Source organism: Aceticella sp. 75b-Ac (genome assembly GCF_056032965.2).
The window spans coordinates 321,074-337,563 of the sequence record NZ_CM190971.1; the positions used below are offsets into that span (position 1 = coordinate 321,074).

15 protein-coding genes are annotated in these 16,490 nt (G+C 32.0%); all 15 read left to right on the plus strand.

Annotated elements, in window-relative coordinates:
* Positions 1-10: 10 nt before the first annotated feature.
* The 15 genes from AC0LWJ_RS01675 to AC0LWJ_RS01745 all read left to right on the plus strand — a co-directional run bounded on the left by AC0LWJ_RS01675 (position 11) and on the right by AC0LWJ_RS01745 (position 16,488).
* A complete protein-coding gene (locus AC0LWJ_RS01675; RefSeq protein ID WP_474237096.1) occupies positions 11-1,594 on the plus strand; it encodes a SpoIID/LytB domain-containing protein in 1,584 nt (527 codons plus the stop codon).
* Between the two features lie 14 nt (positions 1,595-1,608).
* Positions 1,609-2,634, plus strand: a complete 1,026-nt coding sequence (gene queA / locus AC0LWJ_RS01680; protein WP_474237095.1) for a tRNA preQ1(34) S-adenosylmethionine ribosyltransferase-isomerase QueA — start codon at positions 1,609-1,611, stop codon at positions 2,632-2,634.
* Positions 2,635-2,652: 18 nt separating this feature from the next.
* Positions 2,653-3,771 carry a tRNA guanosine(34) transglycosylase Tgt gene (gene tgt / locus AC0LWJ_RS01685; RefSeq protein ID WP_474237194.1) on the plus strand — a complete coding sequence of 373 codons (1,119 nt, stop codon included), beginning with the start codon at positions 2,653-2,655 and terminating at the stop codon, positions 3,769-3,771.
* Between the two features lie 2 nt (positions 3,772-3,773).
* Positions 3,774-4,061, plus strand: coding sequence for a preprotein translocase subunit YajC (yajC, locus tag AC0LWJ_RS01690; RefSeq protein WP_474237094.1), 288 nt, complete (start codon positions 3,774-3,776; stop codon positions 4,059-4,061).
* Between the two features lie 74 nt (positions 4,062-4,135).
* The gene (locus AC0LWJ_RS01695; protein ID WP_474237093.1) at positions 4,136-4,528 is read left to right on the plus strand and encodes a TIGR04086 family membrane protein; all 393 of its coding nucleotides are present in this window, start codon (positions 4,136-4,138) and stop codon (positions 4,526-4,528) included.
* Between the two features lie 55 nt (positions 4,529-4,583).
* Complete coding sequence (scfA, locus tag AC0LWJ_RS01700; protein WP_284679410.1) at positions 4,584-4,721, plus strand: six-cysteine ranthipeptide SCIFF; 138 nt, start codon at positions 4,584-4,586, stop codon at positions 4,719-4,721.
* A gap of 69 nt (positions 4,722-4,790) precedes the next feature.
* Positions 4,791-6,191 carry a thioether cross-link-forming SCIFF peptide maturase gene (gene scfB / locus AC0LWJ_RS01705; RefSeq protein ID WP_474237092.1) on the plus strand — a complete coding sequence of 467 codons (1,401 nt, stop codon included), beginning with the start codon at positions 4,791-4,793 and terminating at the stop codon, positions 6,189-6,191.
* 64 nt (positions 6,192-6,255) lie between these two features.
* Positions 6,256-7,491 (plus strand): protein translocase subunit SecD, encoded by a 1,236-nt coding sequence (secD, locus tag AC0LWJ_RS01710; RefSeq protein ID WP_474237091.1) that lies wholly within the window; start codon positions 6,256-6,258, stop codon positions 7,489-7,491.
* Between the two features lie 13 nt (positions 7,492-7,504).
* The gene (secF, locus tag AC0LWJ_RS01715; protein ID WP_474237090.1) at positions 7,505-8,407 is read left to right on the plus strand and encodes a protein translocase subunit SecF; all 903 of its coding nucleotides are present in this window, start codon (positions 7,505-7,507) and stop codon (positions 8,405-8,407) included.
* Between the two features lie 100 nt (positions 8,408-8,507).
* Positions 8,508-10,172: a 2-polyprenylphenol 6-hydroxylase gene (gene ubiB, locus AC0LWJ_RS01720; protein ID WP_474237089.1), complete on the plus strand. Its 1,665-nt coding sequence runs from the start codon at positions 8,508-8,510 to the stop codon at positions 10,170-10,172.
* A 33-nt stretch (positions 10,173-10,205) separates the two neighbouring features.
* Positions 10,206-12,656 carry a single-stranded-DNA-specific exonuclease RecJ gene (gene recJ / locus AC0LWJ_RS01725; RefSeq protein ID WP_474237088.1) on the plus strand — a complete coding sequence of 817 codons (2,451 nt, stop codon included), beginning with the start codon at positions 10,206-10,208 and terminating at the stop codon, positions 12,654-12,656.
* The gene (locus tag AC0LWJ_RS01730; RefSeq protein ID WP_474237087.1) at positions 12,653-13,174 is read left to right on the plus strand and encodes an adenine phosphoribosyltransferase; all 522 of its coding nucleotides are present in this window, start codon (positions 12,653-12,655) and stop codon (positions 13,172-13,174) included. The genes recJ and AC0LWJ_RS01730 overlap by 4 nt, the downstream gene beginning before the upstream one ends.
* A gap of 47 nt (positions 13,175-13,221) precedes the next feature.
* A complete protein-coding gene (locus AC0LWJ_RS01735) occupies positions 13,222-15,381 on the plus strand; it encodes a RelA/SpoT family protein (RefSeq protein ID WP_474237086.1) in 2,160 nt (719 codons plus the stop codon).
* 11 nt (positions 15,382-15,392) lie between these two features.
* Positions 15,393-15,842 (plus strand): D-aminoacyl-tRNA deacylase, encoded by a 450-nt coding sequence (dtd, locus tag AC0LWJ_RS01740; RefSeq protein ID WP_474237085.1) that lies wholly within the window; start codon positions 15,393-15,395, stop codon positions 15,840-15,842.
* A gap of 13 nt (positions 15,843-15,855) precedes the next feature.
* Positions 15,856-16,488 (plus strand): MBL fold metallo-hydrolase, encoded by a 633-nt coding sequence (locus tag AC0LWJ_RS01745; RefSeq protein WP_474237084.1) that lies wholly within the window; start codon positions 15,856-15,858, stop codon positions 16,486-16,488.
* The last annotated feature ends 2 nt before the right edge of the window (positions 16,489-16,490 follow it).

Consider the following 16,490-nt stretch of genomic DNA (forward strand, 5'->3'; position numbering starts at 1 on the left):
GGGAAAAACAGTGAGGTTTAAAAAAATAGCTGCTGCTGTTCTGGTATGTGCTATTATTTTATCTATACTGCCATTTGGAGATGTTAAAGCAGATGTGCATCTTCCAAGCTTAATCAGGGTTGGGTTGTATTATGCTTCATCTGCAAAGGCGGTATATCAGCTTTCATCTGAAAGTGGATATAAGATAGCCTATCAGGATAATACCGGGAATACAAAATACATATACAATATAAACGCAAAAGATATATCAATTAATAAGGATGATAAATTTTATTTAATGACAGGTACTTATAATGACCAGGCAGGTGTTGATGATGCACTTAGTAAGATAACTTTAAAAGTTCCGAATTCATTGGTAGGTTACGACGGAAATTATCATATTTTTATAGGACCATATACAAATCAAAATGATGCATCGCTTGCAATGAAAGCCTTTGCGGTATCATATAGTGATATTAAATTAGTTAAACCTGATGGTAATATATCAATTTTGCAGAATAATAAAAATATATTTTTATTTTGTATTAAGGACTTTATGTATATTTCAAAAATATCTACGGATCCTACAATGTTGATAAATTCCAAGGCTTATCGAGGAATTTTCGGCTTTAAAAGGCAAACAGGCAGTGACATGACAGCGATAAATGTGCTGACATTGGAAGAATATTTGTATGGGGTTGTTCCTTCAGAGATGCCTGCTTCGTGGAATATAGAGGCATTGAAGGCACAGGCGGTTGCATCAAGAACATATGCTGCCAAGAATATAGGTAAATATAGCAAATACGGTTTTGATTTGACTGATGATGTTTTTTGCCAGGTATATAAAGGATACAGCAATGAATATCCCAATTCCAACAGGGCTGTTGATGCCACAAAAGGAGTTGTTGCAATATATAAGGGAAATCTTATTGACGCCTTATATCATTCCCATAGCGGCGGATTTACAGAGGATAGCGAAAATTATTTTGATAATGATGTACCTTATTTAAAAGCAGTTGAAGATAAATATGTTTTCGGTTATAATAAATCAGATGACAGATGGTCAGTAAATTTTAGCAAGGACCAAATTAAACAGAAACTATTATGTAAGAAACAAGACATTGGAGATATAGTAGATATAAAAGTCACCGGTAAAAGTTGGACAGGCAGGGCAACAGAAGTAACCGTATATGGTACAAATGGAAACTATGTTTTGCGTAAAAGTAAGATAAGAGATTTTTTTGACGTAAAAAGTACCATGCTTACTATTGATGGGATTAAAACTGCAAATGACAGCAATGTATATATACAATCAAATGTAGATACAGTTCAAAAGGTTTTAAATGGCTGCTATGTTGTAACTGCAAACGGTACAACTCAAATTAAGTCAGATATAGTGTATTTAATCGGACAGAATGGAATAAAGCAGATAAATAATCAAAAAGCAGCATCCGATGTTTATATAATTAATGGAAGTGGAAATGGACATGGGATAGGATTAAGTCAATATGGTGCCCGCGGAATGGCAGACAATGGGTATAATTATATTGATATATTAAAATACTACTATAAGGGTATTGATTTATTTGATACAATAAATAATAAAACACTGTAAAGAGGCGACGATTATTGAATTTACATGAATTTTACTATGATTTACCTCAGGAGTTAATTGCGCAGGAACCTCTTCAAAACCGTTCGGAATCTCGATTGATGGTTTTACACAGAACAACGGGTAAAATAGAACAAGATATTTTTAAAAACATTGTAAATTATTTAAAAGCAGGTGATTGCCTTGTATTTAATGATACTAAGGTAATACCGGCAAGACTTATAGGTACGAAAGAAGATACAGGAGGAAAAATTGAATTTGTTCTTTTAAAAAAAATAGCAAAAGATGAATGGGAAATACTTGTAAAACCCGGAAAACGAGCTAAAATAGGTTCGGTATTTATTTTTGGGGAGGGAGATTTAAGGGCAGAAGTATTAAGGAATACAGCAGCAGGAGGAAGAGTGGTTAAATTTTTTTACAAAGGTATTTTTGAGGAAGTGCTTAATAGATTAGGAGAAATGCCTGTTCCGCCTTATATAAAGAAAAAACTAAGGGATAAAAATAGATATCAGACTGTATATGCGAAAAACAAGGGTTCAGTGGCAGCACCGACTGCAGGTTTGCATTTTACAAATGAGTTGCTTGACAAAGTAAGAGGGATAGGAGTTAAAACAGTTTTTGTAACATTACACGTAGGACTTGGGACATTTCGACCTGTAAAAGAAGAGATAATAGAAAAACATAAAATGCATTCAGAATTTTATATGGTTACAGAAGAAGCTTCTGAAGAGATAAACAGAACAAGGGCAAATGGAGGAAGAATAATAACTGTTGGTACGACTTCAACACGAACCCTTGAAACGGTAGCTGATGAAAAAGGTAGGATTATTCCAGGAAGCGGTTGGACAGATATTTTTATCTATCCGGGATATAAATTCAAAGTAGTTGATGGAATAATAACGAATTTTCATTTGCCGGAATCGACCTTAATCATGATGGTATCGGCATTTGCAGGTATGAATAACATTATGAATGCATATAATGTTGCTATAAAAAATAAGTATAGGTTTTTTAGTTTTGGCGATGCAATGTTTATAATATAAATAAAGCAGGAGGAAATGATGACAGCAATACGATATGAGCTAATCAAAAAAGATAGTAGAACAAAAGCAAGACTTGGGGTATTACATACACCCCATGGGGATATAGAAACACCGACGTTTATGCCGGTTGGTACACAGGCAACAGTAAAATCCATGACTCCGGAAGAACTAAAAAGCATAGGAGCAAAGATTATATTAAGCAATACATATCATCTTTATTTACGACCAGGTCATAAACTTATTGAGAAAGCCGGTGGATTGCATAAATTTATGAACTGGGACAGGAGTATACTTACTGATAGCGGTGGATTTCAGGTTTTTAGTCTTGGTGCATTAAGAAAGATTTTCGATGAGGGTGTTGAATTCAGATCACATATTGATGGGTCAAAACATTTTTTAACACCGGAGAAAGTGATAGAGATACAAAATGCCCTTGGGGCCGATATTATTATGTCCTTTGATGAATGTACACCATATTCGGCGGAATATGATTATGTTAAAAAATCTATGGATATGACCATAAGGTGGGCAAAAAGAGGAAAAGAGGCGCATAAAAATACCGACAGACAGGCTTTATTTGGGATAGTTCAGGGAGGCATATATGATGATTTAAGGAAAGAATGTGCAAATACACTTGTAGAGATGGATTTTCCAGGATATTCTATTGGCGGCTTAAGTGTTGGTGAATCAAAAGAATTGATGTACCATGTCGTTGATGTAACTACAGAATACCTGCCAGAAAATAAACCCAGGTATCTTATGGGTGTAGGCAGCCCAGATGCTCTTATTGAAGGCGTTATAAGAGGTATTGATATGTTTGACTGCGTATTGCCTACAAGAATTGCAAGAAATGGTACAGTGTTTACAAGCAAAGGAAAACTTGTAATAAGAAATGCCCAATATGCTGAAGAATTTATACCACTTGATGATGAATGTAATTGTTATACATGCAAAAATTATTCAAGAGCATATATAAGGCATTTATTTAAAGCTAATGAAATTTTAGCAGCAAGGCTTGCTACGTTGCATAACCTATACTTTCTCATAAATCTTATGGAAAATTTAAGGGATGCTATAAGGCAAAATAGGCTGCTTGAGTTTATATCACAATTTTATAAAAAATATGAGGAGGGCTAATTATGAATCCAAATTCTACCGTATATCTTATTGGAGAGATAATAATCTTTATGGCAATTTTTTATTTCCTTTTAATTATGCCACAACAAAAAAGAGAAAAAAAGGAAAGGGCAATGCTTGATGCATTAAAGCCAGGGGATGAAATACTTACTAAAAGCGGTATATATGGGAAAATACTAAATATTAAAGACGATGTTATGACAATTGAAGTAGGCGCAGACAAAGTGAAATTGAAAATGGCAAAATGGTCTGTAGCCAATGTTTTAAATTCAAAAGAGGAAGAGAAATAAAAAAAATGCGGGAAACCGCATTTTTTTATTTCTCTTGCATAAACTTTACTAAAGATTTATAGGAGGTATCTTAAATGAAAAGCAAGTATAAGGACTTTAACATAAGAATTATTAATATACCAGGGATAATTTCTGGTTTATTCGTAAGTTATATGATTACTTTAGTTTTTTTCATAATTTATGCACTTGCACTTACATTTACATCACTTTCAGAATTAACGCTTCCAATACTTACAATGCTTATAACGATTGTTGGAATTGTAATATCAGGTGCATTAGCAGCAAGAAATACGACCAGCAAGGGTTGGTTAAATGGGGGGATAGCTGGTCTACTTTATTCAATTATTATGATATTATTAGCAGGATTTTTTATTAAAGAATTGGGACCTGCATCTACATGGATATATAGATTAATGTGGGGGATGATTCTTGGAGCACTTGGCGGCATGATAGGAATAAATTTATAACTTTTATTATTTTATAATTTATGATATAATTAAAATTGCGAGAGGGGGTATTGAGATGAAACATATAATTACAATCAACAAAGATACTTTAAAAAAGAGTTTAAAAAAACCGGGATGTGGTGAATGTCAGGCATCATGCCAGTCAGCTTGCAAAACGTCATGTACTGTTGCAAATCAAGAATGCCAGAATTAAAATACATATGTAAATGGCTGTGGTATATTTATATTGCTGTCATTTACATTTTATTTATGGAGGTAAATAATGAGCAATTCAATACATAAATTTAAACAGCTTGGAATGAATATCTTGCTTGACCCTGTAAGTGGAGCAATACACATAGTAGATGACCTGACATATGATATATTAGATTATTATGGAAAATATAGCAAAGATGATATTATAAATATATTTCAGAATAAATATCCAAAAGATGATATTATTGATATATTGGATGAAATTGATGAACTTAAAGCAAAGGGATTATTGTTTTCAGAAGATATATATAAAAACATGGCAATTAATAGGACAGACTCTGTTATAAAAGCAATGTGTCTTAATATAGCACATGATTGCAATTTAAGGTGTAAATACTGTTTCGCCTCAACAGGAGATTTTAATGGAGGGCGCAAACTTATGACCTTCGAAACGGGGAAAAAAGCAATAGATTTTTTAATTAAAAGTTCAGGTAACAGAAAAAATGTAGAAGTTGATTTTTTTGGCGGAGAACCCCTGATGAATTATAATGTAATAAAGAAACTTGTAGATTATGGTAGAAAGCAAGCTGAGCTTAATGGTAAAACAATAAAATATACTATAACAACAAATGCGGTTTTGCTTGATGACGAAAAAATAAGATATTTTAATGAAAATTTTACTAATGTCGTTTTGAGCCTTGATGGCAGGAAAGAAATAAATGACCAAATGAGGATAAAAATTGATAAAAGTGGTTCTTATGATATAATAGTACCAAAAATCAAGAAATTTGTAGATTCAAGAGGAAATAAAGAATATTACGTAAGAGGTACATTTACGGCGAAGAATCTTGATTTTACTAATGATGTGCTGCATATAGCTGATCTAGGTATCAAAGAAGTATCTGTTGAGCCTGTTGTTGAAAAAGAAAATACAGACTATGCTTTGAGAGAAGAACATCTGGATAAAATATTTAAAGAATATGACAAATTAGCTAAGGAGTATGTAAAAAGGATTGATGAAGGAAACCCATTTTCATTTTATCATTTTAAAATAAATCTTGACAATGGACCATGCATAAGAAAAAGATTGCAAGGATGTGGAGCAGGTTTTGAATATGTCGCAGTAACGCCAAACGAAGAAATTTATCCTTGCCACCAGTTCGTAGGCAATGAAGAATATAAACTTGGTACTCTTGACCAAGGAATAGTGAATGAAGGTATAAGGCAGTTATTTATGAGAAGCGATATATATAAAAGAGAAGAATGCACAGATTGCTGGGTAAGATTTTTCTGTAGTGGCGGATGTTTTGCAAATAATTATAATATGAATGGTGATATAAATAAACCATATAAACTTTCATGTGAGATGCAGAAAAAAAGATTTGAATGTGCAATTGCTGTGAAAGCATATCAAATGATGAGAGAAGGTGGAAAAATCGATAAAAAAGTTCAGATGGGTAATCTTTGATAATTGACCCTTTACAAAAAATGTAATATAATAAAAATTAACGAACTAAAGGAAGGAGATTATAATGAGGTCAAAAAGTACAGTAAAATTTATTTCTGTAATAATAATTGCAGCAGTTATTGCGTATATAGCTTTTTTTGGTATAAAGGCCGGTAATTATTCTATAAGTCCTGTACAAGACAATATAAGATTGGGTCTTGATTTAAGAGGCGGTGTGTATGTATTAATGCAGGCTGAAGGCAAGGTGACATCTGACGCCATGAGCAGAGCAATAGCCATAATAAGGAATAGGGTAGATTCTCTTGGTGTTACGCAGCCTTTGATAGTTAAACAAGGTTCAAATAGAATACGTATAGAATTGCCGGGTATAAACAATCCTGATCAGGCAATCAAATTTTTAGGACAGACGGCACAGCTTAAATTTGTTGGACCTGATGGCAAGGTTATATTGACAGGTGCAGATGTTAAAGATTCAAAAGCGATATATGAAACGGATCAAACAGGTGTTCAGCAGCCGGTTGTTACGTTAGTTCTTAATGATAAAGGGACTAAAGCATTTGCAGATGCAACCCAAAAATTTTTAGGACAACCAATTAAAATAATGTTAGATGATAAGGTCATTTCTTCTCCAAATGTGCATGATGTGATTACAAATGGAAATGCTGTCATTAATGGTATGCAGAATTTCAATGAAGCCAAAAATTTAGCAAATTTGATAAGAGCAGGGTCTCTCCCTGTAACATTAAAACAGGTTGAATACAGCTCGGTAGGCGCAACATTAGGACCCGGCGCCTTAAAAGCCAGCGAAGAAGCAGGCTTATATGGGGTAATTTTAGTTATGCTTTTTATGATTGCATTTTACAGATTGCCGGGTGTTATTGCAGATATTTCATTGGGAATATATATTTTAATAAACTTTATTCTTTTTGCATTATTACATGTCACACTGGATTTGCCAGGTATTGCCGGTATGCTTTTATCAATAGGTATTGCTGCTGATGCCAGTATACTTGTTTTTGAAAGGATGAAAGAGGAATTGAGAGCAGGTAAAAGTATACGCGCTTCCCTTGATTATGGATTTAAAAAAGGATTTGTAACAGTGTTTGATTCAAATATAAATACATTAATTGCAGCATTTGTACTATTTTTTATGGGGGCTGGTACGGTTAAAGGCTTTGCATTGACACTCATAATTGGTGTTATTGCAAGTATGTTTACGGCAATGACTGTGTCAAGATTCCTTTTAAAGACACTTGTTGAAATGAATTTAACAGATAATAAAAAAGCATACGGGGCATAAGGAGGAGGATATAATGAAGTGGAATTTAGATGTTATAGGTAAAACTAAAATATGGTTTGCGATATCTGGCATTATTATTCTTGCCGGGTTAATTGCAATGTTTACAATGGAATTCAATTGGGGACTGGATTTTACCGGAGGTACGGTTATGGAATTTAATATAGGGAAGCCGTTTCAAACTTCAGAAATTACCAATATATTGATATCACACGGTGTTAAAGACTCACAAGTCAAAGCTATCGGGTCTGAAAAAAAACAGGTTTCTATTACCACAAAGAGTCTTGATGACAAAACAAGAGCTGAAATTGTTAATGATATAAAATCAAAATTTAATTTAAGTGATAAAGACTATCTGTCTTCTCAAAATGTTGGTCCATCTATTGGACAGGAAATGAAATTTGGTACTGTTCTTGCATTATTGGTTGCATCGGCATTGATGCTTATATACATTGGATTTAGGTTTAATTTTGAAATGGGTATCGCAGCTATTATGGCTCTTGTGCATGATATTCTTATAATGCTTTCAACATATGCTTTATTAAGGATTGTTGTTAATACTCCATTTGTTGCTGCTATTTTGACGGTTTTTGGTTATTCGATAACAGATACAGTGGTTATTTTTGACAGGATCAGAGATAATTTAAGGATTATGAGAAAAGCAAGTTATGCTGAGATAGCAAATGTTAGTATAAATAAAACAATGACACGTTCAATAAATACTATTATGACGGTTTTAATTATGCTTGTGTTGATGTATTTCTTTGGACCTGCATCAATCAAGGAATTTGCTCTTCCACTTACAATAGGCGTAATAAGTGGTGGATATTCATCTATTTTTATTGCAACTCCCCTCTGGGTTATATTTAAGAACAAGGAAATAAAAAATAGAGCAGGTAATAAAGCTGCCAAAGCATAACTAAAGCAAAAAATAATGGTATATTCTAATTAAATTTCCTGTTTAGCGGCATAATAACCTGCATAGGTTTATTGCCGCTGTATTTTATTGAGGTGTAAATATGAGATTAATAAATATATTTTCAAATAAAAAATATATAAAAAGGTATAAGGAAATATTAAAAATACTTACAAAGAATGGTTTTGGATTTATTGTTGAAATGTTGGCAAAAAGGAATCGTGTTTTTTTTGATAGGAATAAGAGCCGGATAATTTCAATGCCTGAAAGAATACGCATTACACTTGAAGAACTTGGACCAACATTTGTAAAGATGGGACAAATTTTAAGTACAAGACCTGATATATTACCACATGAGATAATCGAAGAATTATCAAAATTACAGGATAATGTTCCACCGGTGGATTTTGTTCAAATAAAAGGCATAATTGAAGATGAATTAAAAGGCAATATTTCTCATTTATTCGTAGAATTTGATAAAACACCAATAGCATCTGCTTCAATTGGACAAGTTTACAGGGCAAAAACTATAGAAAATTATGACGTTGTTGTTAAAGTACAACGACCTGATATCTATGATAAAATAGTGGTAGACATATCAATTTTAAAAGGTATTGCAAAAATTCTAAATGAGCACCTTGAAGAATCTCCCATAGATTTGGTAGAAGTTGTCAATGAATTATCTGATTCCCTTTTAAATGAGCTTGATTATACACAGGAGGGGAATAATGCCGATCGATTTAAAGAAAATTTTAAAAATGTTGACTATGTTTACGTTCCAAAGATTTATTGGGGCTATACAACAAAAAAAGTACTTACAATGGAATATATTGATGGTGTCAGTGTTAAAAATAAAGACGTTTTAATAGAAAAGGGTTTTGACTTGAAAAAAATTGCATATAATGGTGCAATGTCAATATTACTACAAATCTATGAATTTGGGTTTTTTCACGGTGATCCGCATCCCGGAAACATCTTTATAAAAAATGACGGCAGAATTGTATTTATTGATTTTGGAATTGTAGGTTTTATAGATAAATCCAATAGGGAAATGATTGTTGAACTTTTCAAAGCATTTGCGGATTATGATACGGAAGAAGTTGTAAACATCTTACTTGATATGGATGCAATTAGGAATGAAACAAACATTAAAAATCTAAAATATGATTTAAGCAGTATCAACAACTATTTTTTAAATACACCTTTAAAGAATATCAATATAGGTGATTCGGCAAAGAAAATAATGTCCATTATATATAAATATAAGCTTATACTTCCTACTGAATTTACCTTACTTTTAAAAGCTCTTGCAACAATTGAGGGTGTTGGCAAACAACTTGATCCAGATTTTAGTATTTCAAATATAGCAAATAATTTTATCCAAAAGACATATTTCAAAAACTTCAGAATAACTAAAATACTCAAAGATAATATAAAAGATTTACATAAATTATCAATGGAGCTGCGAAAATTTCCAGGAAAATTTCAAAGCATATTAACAAAGGTTATTAAGGACGATATAAAAGTAAAATTTAATATTGAAGAAACCAACAAGATGAGATTAGATATGAATTTGATGATAAATAAGATAATAATAAGCATTATTGCAGCATCATTAATTATTGGCTCATCACTTATTATAGCATCAAACAGTGGATATAAATTATATGGATATAATGCACTTGGTTTAGCAGGTTTTTTTACGGCTTTTATATTATGCTTATGGATATTCTACAATATGATTTTTGTTGAAAAGAGGAAAAAATAAATAGGGCTTATTTGTGAGGTGTGCTGATTATCTATGATATATAGATGGATTGAAAATAAATGCGATAATGAGCGTTTAATAGAAGTGATAAAAAAAGAATTTAACATCAAAGGGTATATTGCAAAAACCCTGATAAACAGGGGGTATAAAGACTTAAAGGATATAAAGGAATTCTTATATCCCGATATAAATGAGCTGTATGACCCAAATTTATTAGATGGAATAACTAAAGCTGTATCAATAATAAAAGAACATATCAGGAAAAACAATAAAATAACTATATATGGAGATTATGATGTTGATGGCATAACAGCTACATCCGTCTTGTACAAAACATTAAAATTATTGAATGCTGATGTAGACTATTATATACCGGAAAGATTGCAGGAGGGATATGGTATAAATTTAAGCGCAATAGACAGAATTTTTACAAATGGAACAAAGCTGATTATAACGGTTGATTGCGGTATATCCTCAATAAAGGAAGTCGAGAGAGCTAAAAGTTATGGTATGGATATTATAATAACAGATCATCATGAGGTTCCTGAAGTAATGCCGGAAGCAACAGTTGTATTAAATCCTCATATCAAAAATTCTACATATCCTTTTAAAGACCTTGCGGGAGTGGGGGTATCCTTTAAATTATGTGCTGCATTAATTGGTAAAGAAGCCTACAAATTCTTAGATATAGTATGCCTTGGTACAATTTCAGATATTGTTCCACTTAAAGGTGAGAATCGTATTATAGTTAAAGAAGGTCTCAAAGCATTAAATAACACAAATAATATAGGCTTAAAAGCATTGATTAAAACAGCAAAGCTGGAAAATACGCAAATTGATGCATATCATGTTGGTTTCATAATAGCACCGCGATTAAATGCTGCCGGAAGATTAAAAAGTGCCATATCCTGTGTAAAGTTGCTGACAACAGAAAATGAAAAAGAAGCAGAAGACCTTTCTCAATATCTTGATAATGAAAATGTATTAAGACAACAAATTGAAAAAAAAATACTTGATGAAGCTGTTAAGTTAGTTGAAGAAGGTATTGATTTAAATAAAGAAAAGGTTATTTTACTTCAAAATGAAAATTGGCATCCGGGTGTGATTGGAATAGTTTCTTCAAGGATAACAGAGAAATATTCACGACCTTCCATAATAATAAGCGTTAAAGATGGGATTGGAAAGGGTTCAGGAAGAAGCATTAAAGGTTTCAACTTATATGAAGCATTAAAAGCATGCAGTATTTATCTTGAAAAATATGGCGGACATGAAATGGCGGCAGGAATAACGATAAATATTTGTAAGTTTGATGAATTCAGGGAAAAAATTAATAAATATGCAGATAAAAAATTAAGTGATGTGGATTTAGTACCAACTATAAATATTGATACAGAGATAGAGAACGAAGATATAGATATTGATGCAGTAAAACAAATAAATATGTTGAGCCCTTTTGGGAATGGTAACCCAAATCCTGTTTATGAAATCAAAGACATGATTATATCAAGCATATCATATCTTGGAAATAATAATCATTTAAAAATTACTGCAGTAAAAAAAGGTTATATATACGAAATTATAGGATTTGGCATGGGAAACGGAAAAAATAAATTTAAAGAAGGACAGCATATAAATGTTGTTGGAAATTTGCAGATAAATACTTGGAATAATATGGAAAATATTCAGATAAATGCAAAGGATATACGAATAAAACCAGAGCATATAGGCTTTTACAAGAATCTTTTCAATACTTTAAGAAACTATAAATACGTGAGTTGTAGATTACATGTATCTGATAATATCATTGATATGAGAGAACATAAAAATAAAAATGATTATATATTACAGTTATTTAAATCTGATGAAAATACCGTTATAGTTATAAATACAGTAAAACAGTTAAAGGATTTAATAAAATATTTTAAAAAAGATAATTTTTATGATTATAAGCTTATAACGGAAAGTAAAATTTATAAAAGAGGTATTTTATGGGGTATATCTGAAGAATATGACCTTAAAGATTATAAAAATATTGTTTTCTATGACATACCATTTAATGCAAAAATGTTCTATAATATAATAAGACGATACAGCAGGACCAATAAAATACATCTACTTTACGGTAAAAATGATATTTCTTCAAATATACTTGACTTAAAAGAAATAATACCACAAAGGGGTGACTTTGCTAAGATTTATAATTTTATAAAGAAGGATAATACGATACTTTTTAAGGACCAATTATACAATCAGATATTTCTAAATCCTGTTAAATTAATTTTTTGTTTAAATGTTATGAAAAAATTAGGCTTAATTGAAGTACAAGAAAATGATAATATTTTTGTATTAACCAAAAAACGTATCAGTAAAAAGGTTAATATAGAAAAAGATGAAAACATAAGACAGATTTATATGGCAAAAGACGAATTCATTAAATTTGTCAGATTAATTATAGATGAAGATTTTAAGGAGGTATTAATATGACGCTTGATGTTGTAAAATCATTAATAAGAGAAATTCCGGATTTTCCTAAAAAGGGCATTGATTTTAAGGATATTACACCTGTACTAAGGGATAAAGAAGCATTTAATTATTCTATTAATATGTTGGCAAAAGCCCTTGAAGGCAAAAATATAGACTTGATTGCGGGGTCTGAAGCAAGGGGTTTTATATTTGGTGCGCCGTTAGCATATAAAATGGGGGTAGGATTCATACCTGTTAGAAAACCCAGGAAACTACCTCCAATGACAATTAAGTATGAATATGAATTAGAATACGGTATAGATGCACTTGAGATGCAAAAAGATGCAATACAAAAGGGTCAAAGAATTATAATCGTTGATGACCTTTTAGCAACAGGCGGTACTGCATATGCTGTTTTAAAGTTAATAGAACAGCTTGGGGGTGTTGTTGAAAGTTTATTGTTTTTGATTGAATTAACATCTCTTAACGGTAGGAAAAAACTTGACGGATATGATATAATTTCATTGATAAAGTATTAAAGTGGCATATTGCCACTTAATTTAATATGTATAGGTGAAATAATATAATGATTGAAAAAGTAATAAACAGGATTAAAGAATACAATCAAAATATGGATGAAGCTCTTATTTTAAAAGCATATAATTATGCAGTGAAGGCTCATGAAGGACAATTTCGAAGTTCTGGTGAACCTTATATTATACATCCGGTTGAGGTTGCTTATATACTTGCGGATTTGGAGCTCGACCTTACAACTATTGCAGCAGGACTTCTTCACGATGTGATAGAAGATACGATAATAACTTATGATGATATAAAAGACGAATTTGGTGAAGAAATTGCAATCCTTATTGATGGTGTAACAAAACTTGGAATGTTAGAATATAAATCAAAGGTAGAACAGCAAGCCGAAAACATGCGCAAGATGTTTATTGCTATGGCAAAAGATATAAGGGTTATAATGATAAAACTTGCAGACAGACTTCATAATATGAGAACGTTGAAATATGTAAGTCCTGAAAAACAAAAGGAAAAAGCACAGGAAACAATAGAGATTTATGCACCTGTTGCACACAGGCTCGGTATTTCGAAAATCAAATGGGAATTAGAAGACCTTTCATTAAGATATTTACATCCTGATGAATATTATAATCTTGTTGAAAAGGTTGCGACAAAAAGAAAGCAAAGAGAACAATCAATACAGGAACTAATGGATTCCTTAGGGGAAAAATTAAAAGAACTAAAGATAAAGGCAGAGATATCAGGTAGAGCAAAGCATTTTTACAGTATTTATAAAAAAATGAAGGATCAGAACAAAACATTTGAACAGGTTTATGATTTAATGGCAGTTAGGGTTATTGTAAACACAGTAAAGGATTGTTATGGCACATTGGGGGTTGTCCATACCTTGTGGAAACCTATTCCAGGAAGGTTTAAAGATTATATAGCTATGCCTAAGCCAAACATGTATCAGTCTCTTCATACAACAGTTATGGGTCCTAAAGGGGAGCCTTTTGAGATACAGATAAGGACATGGGAAATGCACAGGACAGCAGAATTTGGTATTGCTGCTCATTGGAAATACAAGGAAGGCAAAATGGAGGAGAATGAGTTTGATGCTAAATTAACGTGGTTGAGACAGCTTCTTGAATGGCAGAGAGAATTAAAAGATCCAAAGGAATTTATGGAAACTTTAAAAATTGATCTTTTTACAGATGAGGTTTATGTATTTACCCCAAAGGGTGATGTTATAAGTCTGCCGAGAGGTTCAACCCCTGTAGATTTTGCATATAGTATTCACACAGAGATAGGTCATAGAATGAATGGAGCAAAAGTAAATGGAAAAATAGTACCAATCGATTACAAACTCAGAAATGGTGATATTATAGAAATATTAACAATAGCAAATACTGAAAGGGGTCCCAGCAGAGATTGGCTTCAAATTGCAAAAAGTTCCCAGGCAAAAAATAAGATAAAACAATGGTTTAAGAAGGAAAAACGCAAAGAAAATATTGAGCGTGGCGAAGAAATATTTTTAAGAGAGTTAAAGAAACACGGTATACCACAATCGATGATTAAAAACCAACAGATGGAAGCAATTTTAAAAAAATTAAATATACATTCTGAAGATGATTTATATGCTACTATTGGATATGGTGGTTTATTGGCGAACCAAATCATACCGCGTATTAAAGAAGAACTTAAGAAGTATGAAAAAGAAGACGATGTCTTGAAACCTGTAATATCTGTTAAAGAGCATAAAAAGCCTTTAAAAACCAAAGATATAGGTGTGATTGTTAAAGGTGAAAACAATGTAATGGTCAAATTTTCAAAATGTTGCTCACCTGTACCCGGTGATGAAATTTTGGGATATATTACAAAAGGACATGGTGTTTCTATACACAGGAAAGACTGTCCCAATATTAGCAAATATATTTATGACAAAAACAGAATTGTGGAAGTTGAATGGGATCTGGGTAAAAACATAGCATATCAGGCGGATATTCAAATTGTAGCAAATGACAGATACGGGCTTTTGACAGATGTAACAAGCATATTGTCAGATATTAAAATATCTGTTAAAGCTATTAATGCAAGAACTACAAAAGATAATTTAGCATTTATCAATTTAACTATTGAGATTACTTCAAAAGAACAGCTTGAAAAAATAATGAATAAACTAAAGGCATTACAAGGGGTTACAGACGTATATAGAATAAGTGCATAGGAGGAATCGCTTTGAGGGCTGTTGTGCAGAAAGTAGTGAAAGGAGAAGTTGCTGTTGATGGAAAATTGATTAGTTCAATAGGCAGGGGTTTTGTGGTTTTTATTGGTATTTCGATAGATGATAAAGATGAAGATGTTTTATATATGGCAGACAAAATTCCGAATTTACGGGTATTCGAAGATGAAGAAGGGAAAATGAATTTATCATTGCTGGAGTTAAATGGAGAAGTCCTTTTAATTTCACAGTTTACGCTGTTAGGAGATGTCCGGAAGGGAAGAAGACCTAATTTTATGACAGCTGCAAAACCTGAGAGGGCTCTTTATTTATTCAATATGCTTGAAGATAGGGTAAAAGAAAAAGGATGTATTGTAAAAACTGGGAAGTTTCAAGCTATGATGCAGGTTTCTCTTATAAATGACGGTCCTGTTACAATACTGCTTGATTCAAAGAAAATATTTTAATGGAGTGATATTGATGTTAAGCAATTTAGAAATTAAAAGATATGTTGTAGGATTATTTCAATCAAACTGTTATATAATAACGAATACTAACAGTAAAGAATCTGTTGTAATTGATCCAGGAGAGATGATACCATCATTGATTGACTATATTCAAGCTAATAAGTATAAACTAAAATATATACTTTTGACACATGGGCATCTTGATCACATAGGTGGTGTTGAAGAATTAAGAGAAAAAACAGGCGCACCGGTTGCTATATCTTCATATGATGCTGAGATGCTGTATGACCCGGAACTTAATTTATCGGCAATGGGTTATGGAGAAATCAAGGTAAAGCCTGCTGATATACTGCTTAATGATGGCGATATTCTGTATATTGGAGATATAAAAATTGAGGTATTGCATACACCTGGGCATACACCTGGTGGAATATCCTTTAAAATTGACAACATCTTATTTACGGGTGATACCCTTTTTAAAGGCTCTATTGGAAGAACTGATTTTCCGGGAGGAAATTATGAAGAAATTATAAACAGTATAAAAGACAAGCTTCTTACGCAGGATGATAATACAATCATATATCCAGGTCATGGAGAGGTATCTACAATAGGCTATGAAAAAATACACAACCCTTTTCTAAAATAATA

Excerpts from the sequence above, each read along its gene's own strand:
- secD (WP_474237091.1), top strand. The coding sequence starts at position 6,256 with ATGAGGTCAAAAAGTACAGTAAAATTTATTTCTGTAATAATAATTGCA.
- secF (WP_474237090.1), top strand. The coding sequence starts at position 7,505 with ATGAAGTGGAATTTAGATGTTATAGGTAAAACTAAAATATGGTTTGCG.
- AC0LWJ_RS01695 (WP_474237093.1), top strand. The coding sequence starts at position 4,136 with ATGAAAAGCAAGTATAAGGACTTTAACATAAGAATTATTAATATACCA.
- recJ (WP_474237088.1), top strand. The coding sequence starts at position 10,206 with ATGATATATAGATGGATTGAAAATAAATGCGATAATGAGCGTTTAATA.
- tgt (WP_474237194.1), top strand. The coding sequence starts at position 2,653 with ATGACAGCAATACGATATGAGCTAATCAAAAAAGATAGTAGAACAAAA.
- AC0LWJ_RS01730 (WP_474237087.1), top strand. The coding sequence starts at position 12,653 with ATGACGCTTGATGTTGTAAAATCATTAATAAGAGAAATTCCGGATTTT.
- yajC (WP_474237094.1), top strand. The coding sequence starts at position 3,774 with ATGAATCCAAATTCTACCGTATATCTTATTGGAGAGATAATAATCTTT.
- AC0LWJ_RS01735 (WP_474237086.1), top strand. The coding sequence starts at position 13,222 with ATGATTGAAAAAGTAATAAACAGGATTAAAGAATACAATCAAAATATG.
- scfA (WP_284679410.1), top strand. The coding sequence starts at position 4,584 with ATGAAACATATAATTACAATCAACAAAGATACTTTAAAAAAGAGTTTA.
- AC0LWJ_RS01745 (WP_474237084.1), top strand. The coding sequence starts at position 15,856 with ATGTTAAGCAATTTAGAAATTAAAAGATATGTTGTAGGATTATTTCAA.
- ubiB (WP_474237089.1), top strand. The coding sequence starts at position 8,508 with ATGAGATTAATAAATATATTTTCAAATAAAAAATATATAAAAAGGTAT.
- scfB (WP_474237092.1), top strand. The coding sequence starts at position 4,791 with ATGAGCAATTCAATACATAAATTTAAACAGCTTGGAATGAATATCTTG.